Raw genomic sequence first — 22,617 nt, forward strand, 5'->3', positions numbered from 1 at the left:
GCTCTACCTCGCACTGGTGCGGACCTCTAGAAATACGCTGTCACCGTAATCCATCATTCTCGAAATTTTCATCTACGAACATCTCGGCAAATTTCTGAGGCGAAAGCGTTACGTCGTTGTCGCGAGCGATTTCGAGGTTCCTCGCCCATAGACCCCGGATTTCCGCCGGTATTCCTCGGAAAAATGAACAGATGCGGCAATTGCGCCCTGCCACTGTCCATCGCCGCCATAGAGAGTGTGCAGTTTGGGAGCTATCGCCTTCAAGGATTTATCCACCTCTTCGGGCAGCTCACCAATTACCCACAAAACATAAAATTCCAATAGTTTAAGCAGCGGCTTTCCGTCATAGCGCGGGTTATGTTCCACTCTATCTCTCCTATGCGTCATTGATGGCGTATTCGATAAGCCTTTGACAAACCCCCGCTAGGCTAGGTTTTTCTTTTATTGAGGCAAGCCAACCCTCGATGACTTCTCGACAGATATGTATCTCAAGAAAATATTCCAAACCGGCTTCGACGGCCTCCGGTGGCGATCTTCCCGTGTCCGGCCCGGTAGCAACCATCGCATCGGAATCCTCGGTCCAAGGCTCCGACGCATAAATCGTGTCGTACTCGTCAAACTCCGACAGCCTTGCAACTATGTCTATCAGCCTGCCTACTTGCCCCAAAGAGAAACCCTCCGCCACGATTCGGATGCAAAACCTCCTGGAAGATGGTACCATTATTATGTTGGGATCTAGGGACGAGTTGCTTGCGCCGGCGGTTCGGTGGATTTGCAAATGATCGTCCGACGCTGGTCATGGCTCGTGCTCCTTGCACTCTATTCCCCGTTTCGTCCCGCCTTTTCCAGTGCCGCCTTACGCTGAACTTCGATAGTTCGATTCCAAAAGCGCACCACTTGAAAATGCTCTTGCCTGGTCAACCAGATCTTGTTCTCCATGCTAACTGGATCGCCGCCAACCGCTACCGGTTTGATCTCGAACAATTCCATGCCTTTGGAACGCGAATCTGTACCTTGGACGCTCATTTCAAGTCCTCCAACGCAGCAAATAGACCGGCGAGGTCACGCGCTATCGTCTCGGCGGATTGCCGTTCCATAAATATGAATGGGATGCGCACGATCGGCATTTCCACATCGTGGGTGTCGAAGCCATAGGCTTCCCCTCCTCCATTCGACGCAAACAAGAGGATGCCTGGTGCGTATTTCTCAACCTCATATTCTCGATTGAAGTCTACCAACTCTTCAGCCTTGAAAAAAATTATATAGCTGTCGCCGATGAAGCCTTCACCTCCATTATGCTCCCTAAGGAAATTGGCGTAATCCTTCGGCAACGTCACTCCCAGGCTTGCGGGCAGGCCATCGACAACTGCAGCTTGAGCCGGTGGGTCGAAACGTCCCTTAGTTAGTGCATATCCCACTGCTATTCTCCAATGTCTTTTAGTAATTTGTTCCATCAGGGCGTAACCTGCTGCTGATGAACTTCTCGGGGCAGAATGACCTTGTTGGACGGATCGGTCGGACTCCCGCCAAACTTCACTGGCTTAATTTCATGCACATCCACGGGCTGGCCGACAAGTCGTCGCTGCACGCTTCTTGGCATCACCCTTGAAGCAACGGCAGAATCCTCTCATCGAGGAACTCGAGGCGACTTGCCAGCATCTCGGCATTGGCAGGAGTCGCATCGACATTGACTGGTATCAACTTCGCCACGGATTTTCCCTGACGCGCGGCCTCAACCCAATCTTCAAGCGCACCGATGTAGCCATCCAGAGCCTCGAAAGGGGTTTTGGTGTCGTCAGCCGGGTTATATGTCGTTGGCACATCGCCGACGATCACCCAAATCCATCCTGGTATGTCCGGCCTTCCAGGCTCGATCTCGAACAGAAAGATATGATGCCTTCGGCGCCGTAGCCGAGATACTCGCCCTTGATGGACAAAACCCAATCGAAGAATTCGAGGTGTTCGCGAGCCTCGACGCGGGCAGAGTCAAGTTCGCTTTCACCGGTGCCGACATTGGCTGGAGGCAACCTTACAACGGTGGACAGGTCCGGAATTGCGTTGTTCATTTCTCTCCCGCGCCTTCACTCACGCGTTGAGCTTCAAATTATAAAATCCGTCCCATTCGAACCTATCCCATTCGGGATGATGGAACTAACTCAGCGTCGACCCTGGAACCTCGTCAGGCATTTTGGCTCGCTTCCATGGCGAGGTTTTTGCATCGCGCCAAGCATGCCAGCCCAATGGCAAATCCGCCAGCTGTGCAACTGTTTCATCAAGCTCCACCACCTCAACCAAGCCTACCAAAATCAAGTCGTTCTGATCGACTTCAGCTTCATTTCCGTAGAACTGCCACGACTCGTCGTCAGCATCATGTGACGCGTATGCAATCCAGCCGCCGCCACGAAATATTTTACGCGTCGATATGACAGCCAAGTTTCTGGGGTCCTCGAATTTCCATTCGCCCATATTTTAGGCCCTTCTGCCTCGCTTCCATGGCGACGATTTCGTCTCACGCCAAGCATGCCACCCATAAGGCAGGTCGGCCAACTGCATGATAGTATTATCTTTTTCCACAATGTTTCTTAAGCTTAGAATGATAATATCTACATCATCGATATCTTCAGATACATGCGCATGAAACTTCCATGCCCCATCATCATCATCATGCACTACACGGGCAATCCAGCCTCCAACCTGTATGGCCTTTCTATTTACGAAAACAGCTACGTTCTGCGGATCTTCAAATTTCCATTTCATTGTCGCCAACCCTATTTGTTGGATTTTTTTCTATTTCGTCTTCTTGCTGCCAGACTTGCGTTTCTATAGCTGTTGGTTCCTGGAGATTTGGTCGGATCTGCTGGGTTGAGGGGATTTATGTGATCAAATTGTGCGTCGTTTGGTGGAGGCGTTACACCTTTTTTACTCTTCTGAGGCGGTATCAATTCCTGCCCGTCCTCGTCGTCTCTTAAGACCCCTCGGTTCCATTTTCTATTCTCCTCCGCCATTTTAAACTTCTGCGCCCTTGTAAAATCCTTGCCAGGCGCAACGTTAGGAGGGTCTTCCAAATGTGCATAGGGCCTCCTTATTTCGGGTGCCTGGTCGGTTGAGACTGGAATCTCTTCCGCTTTGACGGGAGGAACCGGGGTTGGATCATTATCTGGGACGGTCGTGGGCTTAGCAACTGCCGCGCGTGACGCCGCCGCCATGGCCCTGGCGCGGCTTGCGGTCGAACTCCAGCAGGCCGCCTTCCGTGTTGACCGGAAGCTCGTTCCACAGGATCGCCTTGTCCTTGAACATGAAGGCGGTGTAGACGCCGGCCGCGACCGGAATGTCGTCATCGACCACGCAGCGCAGCCCCATGTAGTAGGGGATGAGCGGCCCGCCCTGCTCTGACGACGGAACATAGTCGATGAGATCGGCGAGCTTCAGTGCCTTCATCTGCTTGGAGTGCATCCAGATCGTCTTGAACTTGTCCGCGCGGTCGCCCATCAGATAGGCGGCCTCGATGATGTCGGTGTCGACGATGGAGGCGCCGGTGACGCGCACCAGGTCGCTGCCGTCATTGGCGATGTTGTCGGCCACGACCCCTTTCAGGATGCCGAGCAGGGTCAGCTTGTTGGCGCGCTGCCAGTACTCGGTCTGGCGCTTGACGATCAGCTTCTGCGGGTCGTCGCCGGCCAGGATCGAGGTCAGGTCCGGAACGCCCCAGGCCTGGGCGCGAACATTGCGGGCGGCGACCTCGCGGCGGGCGCCGATCTTCTTCATCTCGATGGAATCGGCCGGATCGTCATTGACGGGTTCCGACGGATCGTTGCCGAGATCCTTCCAGCCGGGCATGTCGACGGAACGGCCGCCCATCGACAGCTTGGCGGTGATGGCCGGGTCGTTGAACAGGATGCCAGCCTGGAAGATTTCCAGCGACTGGACATGCTCCTCGAACGAGTACTGGGCATAAACGGACGGAACGATCGCGTCCGCGATACGGGTATAGGCGTCTGCCATTTTTCACTTCCTTTGAGGTTGATGTGGCGGCGAGCTTTGGAGGACTAGAGCGGGTTGTTGGGCATCCAGAGGTTGGGGTTTTCACCGGCCTCGCGTGCCAGCCGCCGGGCGCGGGCGGGGTCGCTTTTGACAAGGGCTGAAATGGCCGAAATGTTGCGGTCGCCAGCAGCGTTGCGCTTGAACGGATTGCCGCCGCTCACGGCCGCGCCGCCGTCGATCGTGTCTTCCCTGAACATCGCCTCGCCGACGGCGTGGAACGCCTTGGCAATCTGCGGATCGGTCAATGCGCCGTCCGGGAGAAGGATGCCCTTGGCCTTATAGGCGTCGACCAGTCCGAGCTTCTTCATCGCCCGGTTGGCGACCTCGAGCTTCTGGCGAAAGCCGTCGCTGTCGGTCGGTCCCCAGTCGCGCACGAGATCGTCATGCGTGGCTTCGACCGAGCGGGCGAGCGCGACGTCCTGACGCGCGGCCTGCTCGGCCATGTAGCCGACGAAGCGGTCGTGATAGGCCTGCGCCACCTTCGGCGTGGCGCCGGCCTCGACCGCCCAGGCCTTGGACGCCTGGGCAAGCTCGTCCGAATAGGCGAAGTTTTCCGGCAGGCCGTCGGGCCGCCTGTACTCGACCTTGTCGGGCGATGTCAGCGGGCGCATGGTCTCGGGCAGCCGGGCATGAAATTTCTGCCAGTCTTCCGGGGATGCGTCCGGTGCGGGAACGCGCAGGCTCTCACCCTGCTGCCGCTCCAGCTCCGCATAGGAGTTGAAAACCCGATCCAGGTTTTCAGCTTTGGTCCAGCCCTTGGCTTCAGCGAGCTTGCGGTTGCCTTCGGAAAGACCGTCAAACCAACTTTTGGCCGGAAGCGCGGCGGACCCGTTATCCGCGCCTGCCGGTGGCCGTACTGGGTTGCCCGCCGGCTGCGCACGCGCCGCCACGGACCCGGCATCTACCAGATCTGTCATGAGTGGATTCCTTTGATTGTTGTTAGAAGGAGCCGGCGACGAAACTGCCAATCTCCCCACCTGTGGGGGAGATTGGCTGTGTCGCCGCCTACGCGTTGTCGCCCCAGTTCTCCCACAGGAGCGTGATCGTGCCGGTGATTGCCAGCGTGCCATCGGCATCGATATCGGTGCCGGTCGCAAACGCCAGGTTGAGATAGAGGTCGACCGGCGTCACCGTGCCGTCCAGCGTGGCGGCTGCCGCGACATCCGCGGTCGAGGCCGTCGACAGCGCGGCGCCCAGGCCATCCAGTGTGCGGGCCGTCGAAGCCAGCACATTGACCATGGCGCCGGCCAGCGTCGCACTCGATGCCGCCACAGAGCCCAGCGACCAGGTCAGCGCCGCATTGTCGTTGATGGTCGCCGCGCGGGTGGTCAGTACCGCAAATTGCAGTCTGGCCGTGCCGCCCTTGATGCGCACCTTGCCGTCGGCGAAATCGAGCAGTTTCTGGCTGGCATAGGCCAGCGCGTCGGCGACCGGCACCTGCATGCCGGCAAGCGTGAAGACGGTGCGGTACGAGCCGCCCTGCCCCGTGGTGACGGCCTTGAGGCCGAATTTGGGCGGGGCAGATCCGGCCTCGCGGGCGGCGGCGCGCGACAGCGTCCGGGGAAGACCTCGGGTCATTGGTATCTCCATTTCTATTCGGGAAATTGCTGGAAGGACGTTATTCAAAAAGCGCCGGATCAGCGCTGGCGTATCGATTCAAACCGGGGCGCTATCGCCCTGTTCGCGCAAGGCGTTTCCGCTTTGGCAACCATTGTCTTCAAGGCCCGAGAAACCACGTCTCATTTCGTGAGCGGGCGCGCCGCCGTTTGGCCGCAATGCGACAGCTACTGGCAACCATTCGCCCCAATCCGCGTTTGGGGCTTCAAAGGAGTTCCAGGATGATCATCAGACAAGCCATTGCCGCCGTGCTCATGACTGCCGCTCTGGCAGGCTGCGCGACGCAGACCGAACAGCAGCAGAGGGCAACCAACGGCGCGCTTATCGGCGGCGGTGTCGGCGCGCTCGCCGGCCAGGCGCTGGGCGGCAACACCAAGAGCACCGTGATCGGCGCCGCCGGCGGCGCCCTGCTTGGTGCCGTTATCGGCCAGGCCACCACGCCGCGGCGCCGCGGCGAACAGCTCTGCCGCTACCAGGATCGCTACGGCCGCATCTACACCGCGCCTTGCGACGACCGGTATTACAACGGCGATTATTGAGGACCGGCTTCCCCTTCTCCTCGTTCAACGGGGAGAAGGTGCCCGAAGGGCGGTTGAGGGCAGCGCGATCCTCTGAGAGGCTGGCCCCTCACCTGCTACCGGCATCCTCAATCGTCAGAATTACCTTTTAAGCTCCGGCAAGATTTTCTCGTCGAGAAATTTGAGGCGGCCAGCCAGCATTTCGGCGTTGGCGGGATTTGCGTCTACATTGACTGGTATCAATTTCGCCACCGACTTTCCTTGTCGCGCTGCCTCGACCCAGTCCTCAAGGGCACCGATATAGCCATCAAGAGCCTCGAAAGGCGTCCTCGCGTCGTCGGCAGGGATATATGTCGGCGGCACATCGCCAACGATCACCCAGATCCATTGGTTCACATCCGGTCGCGGCTCTATCTCGAACAGGAAAATGTAGATTATTCCTTCCGCGCCATATCCGAAATATTCGCCTTTGATGGATAAGACCCAGGTGTAAAATTCGAGATACTGCCGTGCCTCGATTCGGGCGGCATCAAGATCGTCATCGGCGGTGCTGATGTCGGCCGGAGGCAGACGCATAACGCTGCTTAAGTCTGGTTTGGCGGTCTCTATGGCTAACTCCCTTGCCACCTTCGTCTAGCCCAGCGCACCGAGGCGGTCACCTCAACATCTGCAAAAGCCACGCCCGAAACACCTATCTCCAAAGGTTCCCGCTTGGCTTCCTCGGTGACAAGATAGCAGGGGAAGCTTGTTATGAGGACGTCACCTATCCAAACGTCAATCTCGTAGTGGAATTTGTGGACAATGGCGGGTGAACGCGATTGTCGAGGAGAGTATTTTTGCCAAAATCACCAGCGGCAAAAGGCTCTACATAATAGTAATCCATTTCTCACCTATATATTCCGAGAAGTGGAATGAGTGACCCAGAATTGGCAACTCTGGTGGATTAGGGTGACTTATTCATTGCATCGGCCCTCGTCATGAGTCTCTTTCGCCAAAAGGCTCAATCACCGCAGAGGGAATTCCTAGTCTTTCAAACAAATCAAGGACTCGCTCTGATATGACGAGATCGTAATTCGAAGCGATGCCAAAATCGTCGCGACCTGCTTGCCCGTCCACTTTTAACCAGACGAAATGTGGCAGTTCCTGCCCAGGCTGCAACTCATGAAATTCCTCCGACTCTGTCACCTCAGCATCGGAAAAATCAGCACCAGATATCCCCATCTTCAGCAACGCCTCCTTTGCTTCATCCGTTACAAGAAAGCATGGAAAGGTTGTGACAAGCGCGTCGCCGAACCATCCTTCTACCTCATAGTGCAGCTTGTGGACGACTGGTGGGTGAACGTCGGTGTCTAAAACCGTATGGTTACCCAGCCCACCAGCCACATCCGGCCTGATATCAAAATATCGCATTATTCACCTATCGGCGGGTCGAACAAATGGCCATATTTCTTGTCGATTTCTGTAATTTTATCAAGCCATTGCTCGCGCGTGAAATTGGGGTTGCGTTTATAGAATTCATCCCATTCAAACCTGATTACCTTTTTGTGTAGGTTTCTATCTCGTTTTTTTGGGATTCCTCGAAGATTTTCGTATGAATTTATTTCTTCTATATTTGTAATTCTTGGATCTCTCTCGACAACCTGCCTCTCGCCAGCATGATGAACAACGTTATCACTGCTCTTTAATTTCGGATTTCTGGCGTAAAAAATCTTGCGGTAATCCTCTGACTCGGCAACGCCTAGTTTTGCGCCGGAGTATCTGACCTTGTCTGGATCCCGGGCGAGCATTGCGCCTAGCATTGCATTGTCAAATGCGCGGTCGGATTTGGGGACCGATTGGAAAGCGAAGCTGGCCAGCCCCTGCTGGTATCGGAGCGTTTCGGCGTCCACGCCACCAACAAGCGCCTCGCCTTCGTCAGCTAACTCGCCCGGCCGCTTGGCGACAGGCCTTCGGCTCGCTCGGCCGCGATAGCGCTCATAGACTCAACTGCTCGCGGTATGCCTTTCTCGGCGGCTCGGCCAAATCCGGGCACCGGTATCGCCCAGCCGAATGCGTCACCTCCCTGACGCATCATCACTTTCTCGGTGGGATTTGCAGGCTCGTAGTAGCCTTGGCTGAAATCGGGAGGGTCGATTGATCCGAAGGAAAGCCCGTAGCCAACTCCCTTCGTCAATTTGCCCGCGAATATCCCGGCATTTGCACCCGCCTTGCCAAGCGCCTTGGCGTCAGCTCGAAACACCTCGCCCGCTGAAAGGCCAGGCTTGCCGCCGGGGAGTATGCCGCCCAGGCCGGCTTCATCCAATTCCCGGACCAAAGCTGCCCGCGCGACAGGATCTTTGGTGCGCGCAAACAACTCGCTCGCCTTGGCGTAGCGGTCCATCAAGTACGCGCTTCCGCTGTCGCGCTGTTCGGCAAGCTCAAGCAGGTAGGAAAACGTTATTGGCTGAAGATTTTCATCTTCGATGCCCAATACTTTTTGCAGAGCGACAGACAAGGCTATCGTCTGATCGTAAAGGTTCGGATCATAGTTCCCCGGATTCGAAGCCCCGCTGCCAAACACGGCTTCCCAGCCCTCGAAGGTCTTTTGAGACAATCCGCTGACGTAGCCACCGGCACCGACCCGCCGCCTCTCCCGCACCAGCTTTGCCGCGGCGTCGGTGATCTCATAGCGCTCCTGGTCCTCAGGTGAAGCGTTCGGCCCCGGCTCAGCGCTGACAACAGCGGCATCGATCGCCTGGTTCGACATGGTACCCATGTCAAAGATTTTCTTTCCGACCCCGGCTCGCCATTCGAGAACCCGCCGGCGCCTGTCGCCCTCATCGAGGCCATAGATGATCCGGTAGGCATCCTTGCCCGGTATTCCGCCGGAGTAGGCGCCCGTGCGTGCGAACTGGTCCGGCGCTTCCGCCTCGGCGCGACCGATGGCAATGCGCGTCTGGATGTCCTGCGAGAACTTGGCGACCTTTGCCTTTAAGGCCAGGACATCCTGTTCCTCCTGGGGAAGATCGTCCCTGAATGCCTGCGCTATGCGTTCGTCCGGAGTCTGCGTGCCGACGCGGCCTTCTTTCCCGGGCGCCATCCTTGGGCCTTCCACAAAGGAGTTGCCCGCAGCCTGCGCGCTGTCGCCCATAGCCCCACTGCCGGCGGCCGGCCTGCCAACGCCAAATATCGCCAGCGCGCGCTTCGGGTCCCTGGAAATCAGCGCCTCGAACCGCGCCTTGGCGGCGGTGCTGTGCCAGTCCTTGGCCAGTTGCTGCCTGATACCAGGATCGACCCCCATCTTGTCGATGAGATCGAGCCCGTCCTGCCTGGCCGCCTCGAAGGTCACGTGGTCGTCGGGGTGCGCCTTGCCGATGGCGATGGCGTTGGTTCGCAGCGCCGTGTCGACTTGGGCCCGCTCATAGTCTTTGCGGCGTTGCAGCTGCTGCGCCGCCATCCGCCAAGCACCCTCGGTGCGCAGCGTCTCCTTGCGAGCGCTGAGGCCGGGGTGCAGCTCGGGCGGCATCTGGCTCAGGAAGCCCTTGAACAGGGTGTCGAACCGACCCGTTTGCAAGACGCGCCCCGTGTGCGGGTCGACCTCGCCATACATGCCTAGGTGCAGGCCGGCTCCATCTGCCGGCGCATTGGCAACTGCGTCGGCCTCGGCCTTTGCGATCTCGCCATCCAGCTTGCGCGCGGCGATCTCGGTGTCGAAGGCCTGCTGCTGCGCCATGAGCCGCTCGTAGTGCTCGGCAACCTCCTGCCAGTAGCTGTCGGGCTGCTGGCTTGCCCCGCCTGCCGGCGAGGAGCCAGTATCTTGCGCCGTATTGCCGGGCCGGCGCCGGGCAACCGAGAGAGGAATGATGTGGACCATGTGTCTGGTTCCTGCCGATGGAGCGCTTTGCCGGAGGCATGGCAAGCCGCAACGCACGCCGATCGCGTCGTTTGCGGACTTTTGGAGTGGCGTTGTTGGAAACACGGCAACGGTTGAGCAGAGCGCCGGTGACAGCTAATCTCCCCCCTCGTGGGGGAGATGTCCGGCAGGACAGAGGGGGGCGCCGTAGAGTGCCCGCATCGGGGCTTTCATAATGCCGCACACACCTTTGCCCCCAAGGCATCGTTCAAAAGCCAGATCGATGCGCAAGGTGATGACCGACGCCGAGTTGAAGCTTTGGAATGAACTTCGCGCGCATCGATTGATGGGGCTTGGCTTCCGCCGGCAATTTCCGATCGCCGGCTACATTGTCGACTTCGCTTGCCCTGAAAAGAAGCTCACCGTGGAAGTTGACGGCTCCCAGCATGCGGAAGCGGATTCAGCCGCGCGCGACGGAGCGAGGACGACGCGCCTTGAGGAAGACGGATGGACTGTTCTTCGCTTCTGGAACGACGACGTCCTTCGCGACATCGATAATGTTTGCCAGCATATCGTGATTGCGGCTGGGCTTGGCGCAGCGCGTTGATTGGGAAATCGATCTGTAGAAACGGCAAACGCTAGCGGGACAGCGCCCCCCTCTGTCCTGCCGGACATCTCCCCCACACGGGGCGAGATTGGCAGCTTTGCGGATGCCGCCTACCCTTCCGCCCGTGCCGCCTTCTCCAGCGCAGCCAGCTGCGTCTCGTCCAACGTCAGAAATCCCATAATGTGCTGCACCACCTCGGCACGCGCATTGCTGAGCGCGCTGTGCAATTCGAAGCCGTTGGGCGTCCTGGTCCTGGCCATCCACTCGCCATAGGACGGGCGGCGGTAGTAGCCGACGGTTGCTGCGAGGTCGGCCAGCACCATTTCGCCGTCCTCGCCGGAGAAGACCCTGAGATAGGCCTTGGTCAGCGCGTCGCGCGCCTTGGCGGGACCGCCCGTCTGGCCGGCTCGGGCGAAGCGTTTGGCGCTCATGCTCCCTGCTCCGGCGCGGCCGCTCCGGCCGGCGCCCGGCGCGGCCGATCCGGCCGTCGCCTCTCCGCCGCCGCCCGCCTGCAGCATCAATGCGTCGAGCAGGCCGCTGTCGCGCGCCTGGACGGCTGCGGGCACGGCATCCTTGGCGACCTTGCCGGCGGAAGCGATCGCCGCCATGCCGGCCTGTGCCTGTTGGGCCTGTGCTCTTGCTCCACGCAGACCCTCCACCTCCTCCTTGCGCCGAAAGATGCGCTGCGGGCTGCGGCCGGCGCTCTGCACGATCTTCAGCGCCTCGTCGCCGTCGATATTGTCCATGATGCCGGGATCGAACTGCGCCATCTGCATGGCCGTCGTCACCACCTGGATGGTGTCGCGCGCTTCGGCCGAGCGCCTGAGCACATCGAGCGGGCCGGTGAAGGTCGGCCGCACCGCCTTGCCGGCGAGGCTTTCCGGCGGCGCGAAGCGGCTGTCCTCGTCATAAAGGCCCTTGTCCTCGAGAATGCCTAGTTCACGGTCGAGATTGCTGGCAAAGCCGGCCTGGATGATCGAGCCCGAGGGGCCGAGCAGCGCGCCCTTCTCTTCCTGGCGAATGAGCGCTTCGGTCGCCGTCATCTGCGGGTTCTGCACCAGCGTCTGGAACAAATTGACGAACATCATGTCGCGGATTTCTTCTGCCCGGCTCGCCGCGTAGTTGAAGGCATAGGTCGGGTTCTGCCCGGTCGCGATCGGCTGGATCAGCGGCCTTCCATTGTCGTCGATGAGGCCGGGATAATTCTCGCCGGGGTTGAGCACCGGGACATAATCGAGCCTGGCCTTGGACGCGGTTGCCGGATCGGTGATCTGCTGCAGGGCGCGCAGGCCCGAGCGGCGCACCGCGTTCTCCTCGCGAACCGTCGTCAGCGCCTCGATAGCAGGCGAAATGCCATAGGGGTCGCCCTCGTAGCGGCGCCAGTTGAATGTCGACACCGGGAAGGACCGAAAACCGCTCTCCCTGACGATCTCCTCCTCGTCCTCGATGACGTGATAGGAGGCAAAGGCCGTGTCGAGATACTGATAGTCGCCGGAAAGCCGGTACATCTTGCGCTCGTCGCGCGGCTGGATGCACTGGATCAGCGAGATTTTCGTCTCGCATTTGGCGGGATCGTCGACCAGCATCTTGATCCGCGCCGGCATTTTTTCGTAGCCGAGCAGCTGCGCCGCCTGTCTTGCCGTGCGCTCGTAGCGGCGGTGGAAAATGTCGACCTGGCCCCAGCGGTTGCGGGCGAGATAGCCCTCGACCACGGGGATCGAGGCATAGCGGATCAGCGTGCCGCCAAAGCCCTCCTCGGCATAGAGATAGGCCGGGCCATAACGCACGACATTGCGCAGGCAGGCTTGCGTCGCCGGCACGAAATTGGAGTTGGCGGAATAGCGCAGCGCAAACAGGAAATCGCGCAAGGCTTCCGCCCATTCCTTCTCCTCGTCGGTCTCCTCGTCGTTCATTTCTGCGGTGGTCAGCCCGTGCCATTTTTCCGACTGCGGGATGATCAGGCTTTCGAGCCCGGCGGCGAGGCGATTGGCGGCCGAGTTGATGGTGTTGGCATAGACGCGGGCACCGCGCCGCTCCTGCCGCTCGGCCTGCGAATCCGGTCCGCCGCTTCTGCGGCCGCTCCAGACATCGCGCGCATCGGGATCGCAAAATTCCGCCACCTGCTCCCACACCGCCTCGTACTGAGAGCGCTCGGTCTCGAGCTCGGATTGGCGGGACAGGATATCGCGGGCACGGGAATCGGTCATGAGGGGCTCGCTGGGTAGGATGTGAATGGACGGCGAAGCGGCGCTTCTCCCCACTTGAGGGGGGAGATGGCCGGCAGGCCAGAGGGGGTCGCCGCGCGTGGAGCGCTAGCCTCATCTGTCGGTGGCGGGAGGTCGCGTCCGGTCGCACCGACCCCCTCTGTCGCCTTCGGCGACATTTCCCCCTCGAGGGGGGGAGATCGGCAGCGTCAGCCGACTACGCGCTGCGCTTGATGCCCTCGAGCACCGGCGCAGTTTTCCGGCCAAAGCGCTGGACGACGAAGCGGCCCGCCTTCTGGCCGGGGACCTCGATCAAAGTATAGGTGATCCAGGACAGCAAAGTCACCGTCGGCAGCACAACGGCAACGACGATGGCGAAGCGCAGCGGCGCCGACAATTCGTGGCCGAACTCACTGATGACGAACGCCGCGACGGGCTGCAGCACCAGCAGATGGATCAGGTAGATGCTGAAGGAAAGCTCGCCCATCAGGTGGAAGAACCGGTTGCTGAGCGTCACGGCGATCGCTCGCGCCAGCGTTCCCGCCCTTCCAGGCAGCATGCGGTAGAGAACCAGCGCAAAGAAGCCCGCCACCAGCGCTTCACGCACCAGAAGCTTGCCCAGCCCCTGGTCGCCGCCAAAGGGCAGCGCCGCCAGCAGCAGCGCCAGTGCCAAGTACAGGATAGATCGCGGCTGGCTCTGATGCACGACTCCGGCCAGCAGCATCCCGCACAGGAATATCTGTATCTTGAGCGGCAGAAAGGACGGCATCGGAAAATGGATCGACAACAGCCGCATCGCAAACACGATGACGCAGCCGATCGCCGCGACCACAAGGGCGCTCCTGATCCAGTCCAGCCTGCGAACCAGCAGCATGACGGCCGGGAACACGGCATAGAACTGCATCTCCAGCCCCAGGCTCCAGTCAGGCAGCGGCGTGCGATAGGCGAGGTTCGGCACCAGCCCAAACAGGAACGTGAGATGAGCGACGATGTTTTTCAGGCTGCCGTCGAGGTAGCGTTCCGGCGCCTGGTGCGATCTGGAGAGGAAATCGTCGATGATGATCCTGCAATCGTAGAGATAGGGGCCAAGCGCCAGCGCCAGGAAAAGCATGACATAGAACAGCGGCGCGATCCTGAAATAGCGGCGCGTCCAGAATTTCAGCCAGGTTTCCGGTCTTTGCCAAGGCTCCTTTTCCTGGCGCAGCTGATAGTGGAACACCATCAGGAAGCCGGACAGCATGATGAACAGGTCGACGCCGAGATCCGGCTCGCCGACGATCGGAATTTGCCAGCCGGTCAAAAGCATGCAGTGCCCGACCAGCACCCAGATCGCCGCAAGCGCGCGAAGCCCGTCCAGGCATTCGATCCGCGACGACTTGATGATGCTGGTTTCGTAGCTAGCCATGTTGCACTGCAGCATGGCGCCTGAGGAGCGATTGTCAAGCCGCTGAGAGATGACGAATTGCTACACCCTCCCCCTTGTGGGGAGGGTCGGCGAGTTCGCTTTGCAAAGCAAAGCGAGGGAGACGGGGTGGGGGTGCAGCGCAGACCCCACCCCGTAGCGTCACCTCCGCTTCACCAGCCTGGCATGCCGTCGCCAGTACCACCACGCCAGCACGCGCTTGCTGAAACTGCGTTTCATCGCGGTCATGGTCATACCCCCAGCAGAACGCGGCGCTGGCCGGTGAGGTCGCCGGGCGCGAGGTCGGTTTTCACCGTCGCCGCCGTGCCCTGGCGCTGTTCGAGTTCAGCCCGCAGGGCGGCCTCGCGCGCCTGCACGTCCTTGTCTTCAATGGTCGGGGTCGGTGGCAGCGGCTTCAGCGCCGGCGGCTTTTGAAAGAGACACATGGTTCCAGCCTTCTCTTGTCCAGTCGTAGAGGAAAAAATCTTCGCCGTTCCTGCCATAGCCCGGCAGCCGGCAGCGTTGGGTGGCGCCGAGCCGGCCGAGCCAGCGCAGAGCCAGTTCGTTGGCGGCGAGCGCCCGCGCCTCGACCCGCCAGGCGCCCCGCGCCGCGACCTGCGGCCCGAGCACGGCGTGGAAGTGCGCAGTGATGCCGGGCACGCATCGCCTCATGCGGCGCGTACCCCAGCTCCAGGCGATCCACAACCCGCTACGCTGTTCGGCAGCGCCAAAGCCGGCCTCCGGATTGCCGTCGAGCTCGGCGACATAGGCAAACCCTTGCAGCGCGGTGAGCGCCAGCAGCGCCGGCGACCAATGGTCAAGCTGGCAGTCGGTCTCGGCACGGTCCTCGGGACGCAGATTTGCGGCGATGTAGGAGAGATCGCGCAGCGTGGCGGCGATGATGCGGAGGGTCATGGATGGACCTTCGTCAGCCAGAAGCGAAGCCATCGTCAGTGAAGGAAGCGAGACGCCCCCCATCCTTCGTCATCCTATGGCGAAGCAAGGAGCGAAGCGACGCGGCGCAGACCCCTGGAGCTGCTCCGCAGCCAAGGGATTCATGCCGTGACCCGCGAGCGGTGCAGCGGTGCAGAATTCTGAGGCGCCGCGTTCTCTCGCAATCGTCGCAGCATCCGCACCGGCTATCGCGCAAACAAAAACCCGCCTGATGGCGGGTCACTGGCGCAAATCAGCACCATGGATAGAAGTATACCATTGCTGCCCTCACCCCGTCAACGGATTTAAGAATAAAATCCTACTGCCCGTCGACAGGAGGCATCCCCCTGGTGCATGCTCAGTCCTTGTTCGGTTTCGCCGCCATCCGGCTGTCGATCTCGCTCAACTTGGCCAGGATGCCTTCCTGCGCGCGCGCCATCTGCTGCTGAACGCGGATGAGTTTGAATGCGAGCCAGATGCTCACCCAGAGCTGCGCCACCAGATAACCAGCAATGGCAGGTAGGAAATAATGTATGCGAGAATGCTGGTTTCCGCTTCCATGATGATGCCTCAGGTTGCTGATGCCGAACGCATCGTAAGGTCATTCCGCAAAAACCGATGATTGGCGAGCCCCGGTGAACACTACAGAGGCTCTCGCCTCACTCGCCTCCCCCGCAGCCAGTTCCGATGCACGTCAAGCCGTATTCTTTCATCAGCCGGCGGGTGACCAAATCCCTGATCCGCTCCTCCTGCGCGTCACTCAGCCCTCCGTGGGACACTCTTCGTAGCCGGCAGCGACGTCCGGGTTACCCTGATCGCGTGCCTTGCTTAGAACGCAGGAGAATGCCTTCCATTCTTTCTTTGAAGGGTGATTGCCGACGCGGGCACGGCGTAGACAAGGCCAAGGGAAAGGCTCGCGAGCAGGACTGAACGTGCCTTCCACAAACTCCCAGATTGCTCCCTCACTCGCCGTCCCCGCAGCCGGTTCCGATGCATTTCAAACCGCTCTCCCTCATCAAGCGGCCAATAACCAGGTCCGGCGTCGGGCACTCATCTATGACAAAGTTTGCTGCCACCTCCGGATTACCCATAGTGCGCGCTTTTTTCAATCCTATCCCATATCCTTCCCAGCGATGTCAGCACTTGCTACAACCAAAATGGCGCTATAGCTTGCAACATACAATTTAAGAGAGCATTCTTGCGATCACTCATTCTCGCCCCAGTTGTCGCACGAAGAGCCGACGCCATGAGAGCAATTGGCTTCGCCTTCGGCCTCTTGGCGCTGTCGACGCCGATGGCCGTTGCCAAGGAGCCTATCAAATGGATCGAGTCGTTAAGCGGCGGAAGCAAGATCGAGATCCCCGAATTCTTTGAAGATGGCGATGGCTGGTTGCTTGGTGGGTTCGCCGAAAACTACGGCTCGGTGTTCCGTCCGGCATCGTATCCGGACGCAGAGCTTCGTCAGTACCGAGCCCTTGAAAAAAAGATGACTCCGTTTGAGTACCTTAAACAGGCAATCGTCGGTGATGACAGCATCGTAACGTATAAGATTGACAGGCCATCGCTCGCAGTGATTTCCGGGACCTCGCCCGATGGCGAATTCATTTTCTACGGCATGTGTCAGAAACACCGTACCGTCACCTGCTTCGATATGCATTGGAACAAGAAGGATCAGGCGCTGTTTCAGCCAATTGCCGAGCGCATTGCTCGGTCATTCCGCAAAAATCGGTGACCTGTACCGTCCTAGGAGGCAAATTGCGATCACTCATTTTCGCTGCGATGGCGGTGTTTGCGTTGCCATTTGGCGCGGCTCAGTCGGACGACGTGGATAAGACGGACACTCTGTGGCAAAGCTGCCCAAAGGGCGTGCTCTTCAAGGAACTCGAGTCGGGGATTGTCGTGACCGTCATCCGACAAGGTTCCGGTAAAGCCGCCTTCACGGCGGATAAGAAGCTTTTGCAGCCGGCCACGGCGGCGGAGCTGGTGACGAAAGAGGGCGACCACGGATTTATCAGTGGTCCGATGCCTTCCTATATGTTTGCGGTAGGTCCGGATACAGTCAAGAACTTCAATTGGAGGCCCGCTGAAACTTACCCAGATGCATTCTATACCGTTCGGGACGATGAAGGCGTCGAACCACTACTAAATTTTGTTGATGTTGGCTGCGCGCCGTAGCTGAACGGATGATGATTGTTTTCACAATAAAGGACACCGCCTAATAAAGAGGTGGCCCTTTCTGAGCGGCACCGATATCGATCTATTTTACCGCCAAGCTGAATAGTAGTCCTCTGGTAGATTGATACCAAATTTTCCCGGAAGGAACCGCAGCAAATCGGGAGGCGTACCATGCAAATGAAGACCACGCTTCATTTTTAATTTCAGTAACCACTTAAGACCAGATTCGTCTGCATAATCTGGATTACCATAGCTAAGATTATCATCAACCGATGACGGCTCGCCTGATGCACGCTGCATTAGGTATTCGTCAACTATCCTCGATGCTTTAGGAAAACGTGGGTCGCCGATGGGTACTTGATCGATGTCGGATCGATTATGCTTAGACCTGGAGGTCGGACCATTAACGTCTGAGAATTGATCCTTGCTGTTTACTACGCTTTCAATGCTGTAGCCCCAATGCTGGGAAGCCAGCCGATTTAGAACCGCGTCGATAACTGCTTTAGCCTCGATTTCGTCGCTCTTAGGATAGTATTCCGTCGCAACTGTTTTCTTTAATCGAAGAATGTCTGCCGGAGATAGATCGATTGACTTCGCGAATCTTTCATTTGATGGACGCTCGGAACCGGCATCGTCAAACCCATCCGCATCCGGCTCGCCGTCAGACGCTGCCAGCGCATCTGATTGTGCCGCCTTGATATTATCCAGCTGCGTGGCCAGCGCTTTGCGCGATTTCTGATCAATTATTGCTTCAAGCGCCTTGCGCTCGGCTTCCTCCGGATCGGGGGTATCATTCCACGCTTTGATCAAACCTTCAGCGTCGGATAGGGGCAGCGGCTGAGGCTTCGCGATACCCAATTGACGCTGAGCGGCAAATGATAGCGCGACCGCGGCTTGCAAGTCCTCTGGTGTCGACAAGTTTTTGAAGGCTGTATCGACGGCCGGGATCACCTTGCGCACGTAAGCCGCCGGGTCGATCTGCCGCTGTTGTATGATGAAAGCTGCAGCGTCCGCGTTCAATTCATAGCGCTTCTGATCTTTTTCGAAGCGCGCCTGATCCATCCTATACAGTTCGGGATCTTCCTCCTGCGAGAAGCGGTTCGGGAGGGGTTTTGCGGCAAAGATTGACGCATCGATCTGACTTGTCGGCATGACTCGCATATCGGCAAGATATGGGCTGACATCCGCTCTCCAATTGAAAGCTCTGGATCGTTTGCCGCCCTCTTCGGCACCAAAGACAGAAGTAAACTCGGTATCGTCATGTCTTGTGTCGGAATAGGGTGTCATGTTGATTATGGCTGCCCGCGCGTTTTGAGAAGCGATGTCGAGATCGGCATGGGTGCCGATGAGACTTGCCGCATCCGCGGTGCGCGCCTTGCGAACAACATCGTCATAGGAACCAGGCGAAAGCTCGGCAAGCAACGTATCGATCGGAAGATCGTCCTGAAATGCCCGCCTTATCCGTTCATTCGACGTGAGTCGGCGAACGCGGTCACCTTTTTCGGTTGACTCGTCAGAACTATCCGTTCCGGCAACAGAGTCGGTGATGATATCATCCATCCCCTGCCCCGGCTGATTGCTTTCCTGAGTGGTAAACGCTGTCGGCACGAGCAGATTGAGGGCCCTTTTCGGGTTCTGAGTTATCAGAGCCTCAATCCGTGTCTTTGCCGTGCTATCCCGCCACGCGGCTTCGGCCTGCAACTTGCCCTGCGGGTCGAGGCCCATCTTGTCGAGAACATCGAGGCCGCGCCGGCGAGCGGCGTTAAAAGCCACAGTGTCGTTGGGATTGCTTTGAGCGATGGCGTCAAGCTCGGCGCGCTGGACCCCGGACCATTGGTTCTGTTCATAATCCTTGCGCCGCTGGAGCTGCCGCTGCGCCATGCGCACCGCGCCTGCCATGCGCATCGCCTCCTTCTGCTTGGCAAAGTTGGCGCGTTGGCTTTCGGGCATGCTCGGCAAGACCTCGCCGAACATCTTGTCGAACAGACCGGGCTTCACCGCTCGGCCGTCATACGGGTCCAGCTGGCCGTACATGGCCTCGTGCATGCCCGCGCCGTCGGCCGGCGCCTTCGCCGCCAGCTCGTCTTCGGCCAACGCGATCCGGCCGTTGAATTGGCGGCGTGCGATCTCGGCGTCGAAGGCCTCCTGTCGCTCTGTCATCTTCCGGTAGTGCTCGGCCAGTGCGGAAAGCTCGTCGCCAAAACCCTGCATGGCGCCGCCGATGGGCGACCCTTGCGGATACTGCACTGCGTTCCCCGTATCGAGCCGTCGCCGACCAACGGAGAGTGGGATGATGTGTACCATTGTTGGCTGCTCCCTGGCTTTGAACAAAGGCGCGCAGCGCTGGCGACCACAGCAGGGCCGGGCCACACGCGTTCGCCCGCCCGCCTCGCGGGCTTTGTCGGATCGAAGACTCTTGGAAAGATCGAGGGCGCTTGCCCCTCACCGAAAAGCCCCCAGCGGATCACTCTGCCCGGTCGTCCGCCTCGCGCTCTTGAACTCCGCGGGATCAACCACCGCTTCCCGCAGCATCATCACGCCATAGCGCGTCGCGGCCATCAAATCGTCGCGCAGTTTCACCACCTTGCCGTCCTTGCGATGGTAAAGCCGAAATTCCTCGAACCAGGGCAGCAGCGACGAGAACACCTTGAAGCGGCCGGACTGCATGCGGTCGAGCATCTCCATCAGCCCGGCCTCGACCGAGACCGAGCCGTCGGCGAAGCGGGCGTGGCCGGTGAGCATGTTCAAGCCGTGGGCGGCATATTGCCTGGCGAGCGCCGTGCCCGCCCCTTCCAGCGTCTCGCGGCGGCCGTCGCGCGGCCAGGCCCAGGGCAGCCATTCGCCCCATGGCTTCAGCGCCAGCACCTGCATCGCCGGCGTCTGCTGCGAGGCCCGCGCCGCCTTGGAGATATAGACGACATCGGCCTCCGTATCCCAGGCCAGCTCGACCGCGGCCGACGGATGGTCCCAGCCGAAATCGAGGGCGCCGATCCGCGGCCAGTAGCGCGGCAGCCGGAACGGCTCGCAGGCAATCAGCTCCTCGGCAATCGGAAAGATGCGGCCGGAGCCCAGCACCGGAATGCCCTTGGCCCTCGCTTCGCGCTCATGTTCGGGATAGGCGGCGATGATCGCGGCACGCTCGTCCGGCGAATAGTGTTCGACGTCGTCTATGGTCATGAAGGTGACGTGACGGGTCATGCAAGCATGCTCCAATAGAGTGTGGCCATTGATACCACCGCTCGTCAATGCGAAGCTGACCCAAGACTTGGGGGAACACATGATTCGGATTGCAATCGTTGTCGCCATTGCCGCCAGTGCATCGGCATGCACCAGCCAGGCGAATGTTCCTTACGATACGAGTAAAAAAATCTGCAGAACCCGTACCGATCCAGGAACAGGGTTCAAACGCGAGGTCTGCGTCCCCGACACTCCCAATCAATCCTGTATGCTCTATATATATCAGTATACCGGTCGAGAGAAAATATTGTGCGGCCCATTAACGCGCAAATCGCCAACCGCCGAAGGTCGTGCCAGGCAACTTGCCGGCACCAAATACCCCTGATTCGACTTATCAACTGGGTTTGATGCGGATCACCTTTGGCGCCTGCGCATCCATGAACATGTAGCACCTGCCAAGCAGCGCCTTTTTGCCGAGCTCATCGAACACATTCTGCCCCAGCGGCGTGATCAGCACCTCGCCCGTAGCCAGCCCATCCTGGTGGCGGGCCTCGATCTCTTGCCAATGCGCATTCGCAACGTCGGAAAGCACGACATTGAAGGCTGGATGATTGTAGCTGACCAGCACGTTGCCATCATCCATGTCGGACGGCTTCATGTCCGGGTGATAGTTGTAAATCATGGCAAGCGTCTGGATGGCGGCCATGGCTGCCGCCTCATCGGACAGGCCGGCTTCCGTCAGCACGCAGGTGCCGTTTTCAAGGATGGCAAAGTCACGGCCTCTGTCGAAGTAATAGCCGAACCGTTCCTCGATGCGATCGATGGGTTGTGAAAACGAGGGTCGCCATTTGGGCACCTGGGGCTTTGACACCTCAGCACCACCCGCCGGCGACACGACAAGCGACGACAAACCGCCTGTCAATACCTGCCGCCTGTTCATGGACTTGGTTCCTCGACAACCTGGCCACCAGTCTAGTCGCGGTTCGCGATTCCGCAACGCGCCGAAACGGGAAAGCTTCGCTCTCATCTTTTCCTTTATCGCTTTATGCGGTAGGTCTTGCCGTGCATCGGCGACATCGATGCGTCTGGGCTGGTGCATTCTGCGCGGCCTGTACTCTACGCGGGTGGGACAGCCACTCTTTGCCATGACAGATCTATTCGAGGCGATGCGCCTGTCCGCCGAGGACAGCGAGGTTGCTCATCTTTTTTTCAGCGAAGGCGGTAAGATCCTGCTGCCACTCGGCAAATCGACAAATGCCATGACAGGTCAGGAGATGCTGGAGCGGCTGCTGTCGTCCCCGCATGATGACGATGGCGCGCTTGCCCACGACCTTCTCGGCGAGCTCGGCAAGACGGTGCCGTTGGAAAGCCTTCGTCTCCTGCTGACATCTGCCAATGCTGAGACGCGAGCGGCGGGTGCGTTTATTGCCACCTTTCAAAACCAGAACATAAGTTCGATGGTGGGTGAGCTGGCCGCGCTGCTTGGGGACAGCAACCCGCGCACGCGCTTCGATGCCGTGGAGTCTATCTTGCGATGCAGTACGCGGAACGATGGTCAGCATCTCGCGCAGGCGTTGTTTGCCCTTGATGATTATCACGATGGTGTACGCATGGGAGCCGTCAAATTTGTGCGCTTTGCAAAAGACTGGCAGTTAAAGCTTGCGCGTCAGCACGCCGCGTTGCTCAGGCCGCAAACGCCGTTTTCGGCGATCGCCGATATCTCCGGGCAATGGCGAGATGATGCATCAGGCATGATCCGTGCGATGCTCGACCATTCAGAGCCGGCAGTGCGCCGTTACGGCCTGGGGCTGGCCAGCCGGGCGAGGTTGGTCGTTGTTGACGCGTTCGTCGAATGGGCGCAGGCGTCCGCCGATCCTGAAATCAGCAAACTGGCAACCGATTGCATCGAGCACAACCAGATATCGCACCACGCCGTATGGCAATCATCATTGCCGGCAATCGCCTGAGGCACCGCTGATCTCGAGGTCAAGATAGCGACGTGACAGGACGTAGAGCCTGCCGAACTGATTCAAAGTAATGGTCGTATGATGTTGTCCGCGCACGATATTTGCGTCGGGCGTGGCGGTTCTTACCTTCTCCCCTTGTGGGGT

General features: G+C 59.3%; 27 protein-coding genes. 5 read left to right on the forward strand and 22 right to left on the reverse strand.

Annotated features, from left to right (window positions below; translation table 11 throughout):
* Positions 1 to 108: 108 nt before the first annotated feature.
* The 10 genes from NKJ64_RS17355 to NKJ64_RS17400 form a co-directional block, all read right to left on the reverse strand.
* Positions 109 to 366: a hypothetical protein gene (locus NKJ64_RS17355; protein WP_156936355.1), complete on the reverse strand. Its 258-nt coding sequence runs from the start codon at positions 364 to 366 to the stop codon at positions 109 to 111.
* A gap of 453 nt (positions 367 to 819) precedes the next feature.
* Entirely contained in the window at positions 820 to 1,026 is a 207-nt protein-coding gene (locus NKJ64_RS17360) for a hypothetical protein (RefSeq protein WP_023734799.1), read from the reverse strand.
* Positions 1,023 to 1,454: an SMI1/KNR4 family protein gene (locus NKJ64_RS17365; protein WP_352463023.1), complete on the reverse strand. Its 432-nt coding sequence runs from the start codon at positions 1,452 to 1,454 to the stop codon at positions 1,023 to 1,025. The genes NKJ64_RS17360 and NKJ64_RS17365 overlap by 4 nt, the downstream gene beginning before the upstream one ends.
* Positions 1,455 to 1,599: 145 nt before the next feature.
* The gene (locus NKJ64_RS17370; RefSeq protein ID WP_023734797.1) at positions 1,600 to 1,836 is read right to left on the reverse strand and encodes a hypothetical protein; all 237 of its coding nucleotides are present in this window, start codon (positions 1,834 to 1,836) and stop codon (positions 1,600 to 1,602) included.
* Positions 1,833 to 2,066, reverse strand: coding sequence for a hypothetical protein (locus NKJ64_RS17375; protein WP_023694654.1), 234 nt, complete (start codon positions 2,064 to 2,066; stop codon positions 1,833 to 1,835). The genes NKJ64_RS17370 and NKJ64_RS17375 overlap by 4 nt, the downstream gene beginning before the upstream one ends.
* An 85-nt stretch (positions 2,067 to 2,151) precedes the next feature.
* A complete protein-coding gene (locus NKJ64_RS17380; RefSeq protein ID WP_084558240.1) occupies positions 2,152 to 2,466 on the reverse strand; it encodes a hypothetical protein in 315 nt (104 codons plus the stop codon).
* Between the two features lie 3 nt (positions 2,467 to 2,469).
* Positions 2,470 to 2,757: a hypothetical protein gene (locus NKJ64_RS17385; RefSeq protein ID WP_352463024.1), complete on the reverse strand. Its 288-nt coding sequence runs from the start codon at positions 2,755 to 2,757 to the stop codon at positions 2,470 to 2,472.
* 417 nt (positions 2,758 to 3,174) lie between these two features.
* A complete protein-coding gene (locus NKJ64_RS17390; RefSeq protein ID WP_352463025.1) occupies positions 3,175 to 4,002 on the reverse strand; it encodes a Coat protein in 828 nt (275 codons plus the stop codon).
* 44 nt (positions 4,003 to 4,046) lie between these two features.
* Positions 4,047 to 4,958, reverse strand: coding sequence for a hypothetical protein (locus NKJ64_RS17395; protein WP_352463026.1), 912 nt, complete (start codon positions 4,956 to 4,958; stop codon positions 4,047 to 4,049).
* Positions 4,959 to 5,046: 88 nt separating this feature from the next.
* Complete coding sequence (locus NKJ64_RS17400; protein ID WP_352463027.1) at positions 5,047 to 5,619, reverse strand: hypothetical protein; 573 nt, start codon at positions 5,617 to 5,619, stop codon at positions 5,047 to 5,049.
* A gap of 260 nt (positions 5,620 to 5,879) precedes the next feature.
* Here NKJ64_RS17400 and NKJ64_RS17405 point away from each other — a divergent pair, with 260 nt between their 5' ends.
* Positions 5,880 to 6,197: a YMGG-like glycine zipper-containing protein gene (locus NKJ64_RS17405; RefSeq protein ID WP_352463028.1), complete on the forward strand. Its 318-nt coding sequence runs from the start codon at positions 5,880 to 5,882 to the stop codon at positions 6,195 to 6,197.
* Between the two features lie 120 nt (positions 6,198 to 6,317).
* On the opposite strand, the gene NKJ64_RS17410 is transcribed toward NKJ64_RS17405, so the two are convergent.
* The 4 genes from NKJ64_RS17410 to NKJ64_RS17425 form a co-directional block, all read right to left on the reverse strand.
* Positions 6,318 to 6,752 carry a hypothetical protein gene (locus tag NKJ64_RS17410; RefSeq protein WP_023695030.1) on the reverse strand — a complete coding sequence of 145 codons (435 nt, stop codon included), beginning with the start codon at positions 6,750 to 6,752 and terminating at the stop codon, positions 6,318 to 6,320.
* A 399-nt stretch (positions 6,753 to 7,151) separates the two neighbouring features.
* Entirely contained in the window at positions 7,152 to 7,586 is a 435-nt protein-coding gene (locus NKJ64_RS17415) for a hypothetical protein (RefSeq protein WP_023695031.1), read from the reverse strand.
* The gene (locus tag NKJ64_RS17420) at positions 7,586 to 8,065 is read right to left on the reverse strand and encodes a hypothetical protein (protein ID WP_352463029.1); all 480 of its coding nucleotides are present in this window, start codon (positions 8,063 to 8,065) and stop codon (positions 7,586 to 7,588) included. The genes NKJ64_RS17415 and NKJ64_RS17420 overlap by 1 nt, the downstream gene beginning before the upstream one ends.
* 29 nt (positions 8,066 to 8,094) lie before the next feature.
* Positions 8,095 to 10,029, reverse strand: a complete 1,935-nt coding sequence (locus NKJ64_RS17425) for a hypothetical protein (protein ID WP_352463030.1) — start codon at positions 10,027 to 10,029, stop codon at positions 8,095 to 8,097.
* A gap of 214 nt (positions 10,030 to 10,243) precedes the next feature.
* Here NKJ64_RS17425 and NKJ64_RS17430 point away from each other — a divergent pair, with 214 nt between their 5' ends.
* On the forward strand, positions 10,244 to 10,615 hold the full coding sequence (locus NKJ64_RS17430) for an endonuclease domain-containing protein (RefSeq protein ID WP_352447935.1): 372 nt from the start codon (positions 10,244 to 10,246) through the stop codon (positions 10,613 to 10,615).
* 110 nt (positions 10,616 to 10,725) lie between these two features.
* Here NKJ64_RS17430 and NKJ64_RS17435 read toward each other — a convergent pair whose 3' ends face one another.
* The 5 genes from NKJ64_RS17435 to NKJ64_RS17455 form a co-directional block, all read right to left on the reverse strand.
* Positions 10,726 to 12,822, reverse strand: a complete 2,097-nt coding sequence (locus tag NKJ64_RS17435; protein WP_352463031.1) for a portal protein — start codon at positions 12,820 to 12,822, stop codon at positions 10,726 to 10,728.
* A gap of 214 nt (positions 12,823 to 13,036) precedes the next feature.
* On the reverse strand, positions 13,037 to 14,224 hold the full coding sequence (locus NKJ64_RS17440; RefSeq protein ID WP_352463032.1) for an acyltransferase family protein: 1,188 nt from the start codon (positions 14,222 to 14,224) through the stop codon (positions 13,037 to 13,039).
* A gap of 248 nt (positions 14,225 to 14,472) precedes the next feature.
* Positions 14,473 to 14,667, reverse strand: coding sequence for a hypothetical protein (locus tag NKJ64_RS17445; RefSeq protein ID WP_155924219.1), 195 nt, complete (start codon positions 14,665 to 14,667; stop codon positions 14,473 to 14,475).
* Positions 14,609 to 15,136, reverse strand: a complete 528-nt coding sequence (locus NKJ64_RS17450; RefSeq protein ID WP_352463033.1) for a hypothetical protein — start codon at positions 15,134 to 15,136, stop codon at positions 14,609 to 14,611. The genes NKJ64_RS17445 and NKJ64_RS17450 overlap by 59 nt, the downstream gene beginning before the upstream one ends.
* A gap of 376 nt (positions 15,137 to 15,512) precedes the next feature.
* Positions 15,513 to 15,653, reverse strand: coding sequence for a hypothetical protein (locus NKJ64_RS17455; protein ID WP_352463034.1), 141 nt, complete (start codon positions 15,651 to 15,653; stop codon positions 15,513 to 15,515).
* A 747-nt stretch (positions 15,654 to 16,400) separates the two neighbouring features.
* Between NKJ64_RS17455 and NKJ64_RS17460 the strand changes: the two genes are divergently transcribed.
* Both NKJ64_RS17460 and NKJ64_RS17465 read left to right on the forward strand, forming a co-directional pair.
* Positions 16,401 to 16,886 carry a hypothetical protein gene (locus NKJ64_RS17460; protein WP_352463035.1) on the forward strand — a complete coding sequence of 162 codons (486 nt, stop codon included), beginning with the start codon at positions 16,401 to 16,403 and terminating at the stop codon, positions 16,884 to 16,886.
* Positions 16,887 to 16,909: 23 nt separating this feature from the next.
* Positions 16,910 to 17,329: a hypothetical protein gene (locus NKJ64_RS17465; protein WP_156933494.1), complete on the forward strand. Its 420-nt coding sequence runs from the start codon at positions 16,910 to 16,912 to the stop codon at positions 17,327 to 17,329.
* An 87-nt stretch (positions 17,330 to 17,416) separates the two neighbouring features.
* Here the strand turns inward: NKJ64_RS17465 and NKJ64_RS17470 are convergent, their stop codons facing one another.
* From NKJ64_RS17470 to NKJ64_RS17480, 3 genes are all read right to left on the reverse strand, one after another.
* Positions 17,417 to 19,633: a hypothetical protein gene (locus tag NKJ64_RS17470; RefSeq protein WP_352463036.1), complete on the reverse strand. Its 2,217-nt coding sequence runs from the start codon at positions 19,631 to 19,633 to the stop codon at positions 17,417 to 17,419.
* A 138-nt stretch (positions 19,634 to 19,771) separates the two neighbouring features.
* Positions 19,772 to 20,527 (reverse strand): phage terminase large subunit family protein, encoded by a 756-nt coding sequence (locus tag NKJ64_RS17475; RefSeq protein ID WP_352463037.1) that lies wholly within the window; start codon positions 20,525 to 20,527, stop codon positions 19,772 to 19,774.
* 373 nt (positions 20,528 to 20,900) lie between these two features.
* Positions 20,901 to 21,605, reverse strand: a complete 705-nt coding sequence (locus NKJ64_RS17480) for a hypothetical protein (protein WP_155923799.1) — start codon at positions 21,603 to 21,605, stop codon at positions 20,901 to 20,903.
* On the opposite strand from NKJ64_RS17480, the gene NKJ64_RS17485 reads away from it, so the two are divergent.
* Positions 21,586 to 22,473 (forward strand): HEAT repeat domain-containing protein, encoded by an 888-nt coding sequence (locus NKJ64_RS17485; RefSeq protein WP_155923798.1) that lies wholly within the window; start codon positions 21,586 to 21,588, stop codon positions 22,471 to 22,473. The genes NKJ64_RS17480 and NKJ64_RS17485 overlap by 20 nt on opposite strands.
* Positions 22,474 to 22,617: the final 144 nt, after the last annotated feature.

The sequence above is a fragment of the Mesorhizobium sp. M0062 genome (genome assembly GCF_040323125.1).
Classification (GTDB): Bacteria; Pseudomonadota; Alphaproteobacteria; order Rhizobiales; family Rhizobiaceae; genus Mesorhizobium.

What these genes read in the sequence shown, in the direction of transcription:
- NKJ64_RS17375 (WP_023694654.1), bottom strand. Translation starts at nt 2,066, where the DNA reads ATGAACAACGCAATTCCGGACCTGTCCACCGTTGTAAGGTTGCCTCCA.
- NKJ64_RS17435 (WP_352463031.1), bottom strand. Translation starts at nt 12,822, where the DNA reads ATGACCGATTCCCGTGCCCGCGATATCCTGTCCCGCCAATCCGAGCTC.
- NKJ64_RS17385 (WP_352463024.1), bottom strand. Translation starts at nt 2,757, where the DNA reads ATGAAATGGAAATTTGAAGATCCGCAGAACGTAGCTGTTTTCGTAAAT.
- NKJ64_RS17445 (WP_155924219.1), bottom strand. Translation starts at nt 14,667, where the DNA reads ATGTGTCTCTTTCAAAAGCCGCCGGCGCTGAAGCCGCTGCCACCGACC.
- NKJ64_RS17395 (WP_352463026.1), bottom strand. Translation starts at nt 4,958, where the DNA reads ATGACAGATCTGGTAGATGCCGGGTCCGTGGCGGCGCGTGCGCAGCCG.
- NKJ64_RS17410 (WP_023695030.1), bottom strand. Translation starts at nt 6,752, where the DNA reads ATGCGTCTGCCTCCGGCCGACATCAGCACCGCCGATGACGATCTTGAT.
- NKJ64_RS17425 (WP_352463030.1), bottom strand. Translation starts at nt 10,029, where the DNA reads ATGGTCCACATCATTCCTCTCTCGGTTGCCCGGCGCCGGCCCGGCAAT.
- NKJ64_RS17470 (WP_352463036.1), bottom strand. Translation starts at nt 19,633, where the DNA reads ATGGTACACATCATCCCACTCTCCGTTGGTCGGCGACGGCTCGATACG.
- NKJ64_RS17480 (WP_155923799.1), bottom strand. Translation starts at nt 21,605, where the DNA reads ATGCACCAGCCCAGACGCATCGATGTCGCCGATGCACGGCAAGACCTA.
- NKJ64_RS17380 (WP_084558240.1), bottom strand. Translation starts at nt 2,466, where the DNA reads ATGGGCGAATGGAAATTCGAGGACCCCAGAAACTTGGCTGTCATATCG.
- NKJ64_RS17400 (WP_352463027.1), bottom strand. Translation starts at nt 5,619, where the DNA reads ATGACCCGAGGTCTTCCCCGGACGCTGTCGCGCGCCGCCGCCCGCGAG.
- NKJ64_RS17415 (WP_023695031.1), bottom strand. Translation starts at nt 7,586, where the DNA reads ATGCGATATTTTGATATCAGGCCGGATGTGGCTGGTGGGCTGGGTAAC.
- NKJ64_RS17430 (WP_352447935.1), top strand. Translation starts at nt 10,244, where the DNA reads ATGCCGCACACACCTTTGCCCCCAAGGCATCGTTCAAAAGCCAGATCG.
- NKJ64_RS17450 (WP_352463033.1), bottom strand. Translation starts at nt 15,136, where the DNA reads ATGACCCTCCGCATCATCGCCGCCACGCTGCGCGATCTCTCCTACATC.
- NKJ64_RS17460 (WP_352463035.1), top strand. Translation starts at nt 16,401, where the DNA reads ATGAGAGCAATTGGCTTCGCCTTCGGCCTCTTGGCGCTGTCGACGCCG.
- NKJ64_RS17365 (WP_352463023.1), bottom strand. Translation starts at nt 1,454, where the DNA reads ATGGAACAAATTACTAAAAGACATTGGAGAATAGCAGTGGGATATGCA.
- NKJ64_RS17390 (WP_352463025.1), bottom strand. Translation starts at nt 4,002, where the DNA reads ATGGCAGACGCCTATACCCGTATCGCGGACGCGATCGTTCCGTCCGTT.
- NKJ64_RS17440 (WP_352463032.1), bottom strand. Translation starts at nt 14,224, where the DNA reads ATGGCTAGCTACGAAACCAGCATCATCAAGTCGTCGCGGATCGAATGC.
- NKJ64_RS17485 (WP_155923798.1), top strand. Translation starts at nt 21,586, where the DNA reads ATGCGTCTGGGCTGGTGCATTCTGCGCGGCCTGTACTCTACGCGGGTG.
- NKJ64_RS17360 (WP_023734799.1), bottom strand. Translation starts at nt 1,026, where the DNA reads ATGAGCGTCCAAGGTACAGATTCGCGTTCCAAAGGCATGGAATTGTTC.
- NKJ64_RS17405 (WP_352463028.1), top strand. Translation starts at nt 5,880, where the DNA reads ATGATCATCAGACAAGCCATTGCCGCCGTGCTCATGACTGCCGCTCTG.
- NKJ64_RS17475 (WP_352463037.1), bottom strand. Translation starts at nt 20,527, where the DNA reads ATGACCCGTCACGTCACCTTCATGACCATAGACGACGTCGAACACTAT.